This is a genomic window from Carnobacterium sp. (assembly GCF_032094055.1).
Taxonomy (GTDB): Bacteria; Bacillota; Bacilli; order Lactobacillales; family Carnobacteriaceae; genus Carnobacterium_A.
Window position 1 is genome coordinate 13,015 of sequence record NZ_DAMDAK010000071.1, and the last position, 662, is coordinate 13,676.

General features: G+C 39.4%; 1 pseudogene. It reads left to right on the forward strand.

Annotated elements, in window-relative coordinates:
- A pseudogene (locus RT405_RS10355) lies at nt 1–417 on the forward strand (ornithine carbamoyltransferase); the annotation flags it as partial.
- Between the last annotated feature and the right edge of the window lie 245 nt (nt 418–662).

Sequence of the window (662 nt, forward strand, 5' to 3'; positions counted from 1 at the left end):
ATGGCCCAAGGATTTGCAGAAAAATCCGGCAGCCAACTGATGATTACCGATGATGTTCAAAAAGGCGTGAAAGATGCCGATGTATTGTATACAGACGTTTGGGTATCCATGGGCGAAGAAGATAAATTTGAAGAACGGGTGAACTTGCTAAAACCTTATCAAATCAATATGGATATGATCAAGTCAACTGGAAAAGAAGACGTTATCCTATTGCATTGTCTGCCAGCTTTCCATGATACCAATACGGAATATGGCGAAATGGTTAAAGAAAGATTCGGCATTAGCGAAATGGAAGTAACAGATGAAGTTTTCCGCAGTTCCTATGCCCGTCAATTTGATCAAGCTGAAAATAGAATGCACTCGATCAAAGCCATTATGGCAGCAACTCTAGGCAACCTATTTATTCCGAAGGTCTGAGCTTTAACACCATGCGTTATCGTTATCAGAGCATTAGGAAATAGATCGTCCTAATGCTCTGTCTTTATTTTAAAAAATAAAGCGGGTAGGAATGGAGTAATTATCATGGAAGAAAAGAAATTAGGATTAATACCATTAATGAGTTTAGTTGTTGGTTCTATCATCGGTGGCGGAATTTTTAACTTGATGTCTGATATGGCATTAACCGCATCTCCTGGACCAGTCATTATCGGATGGCTGATCAC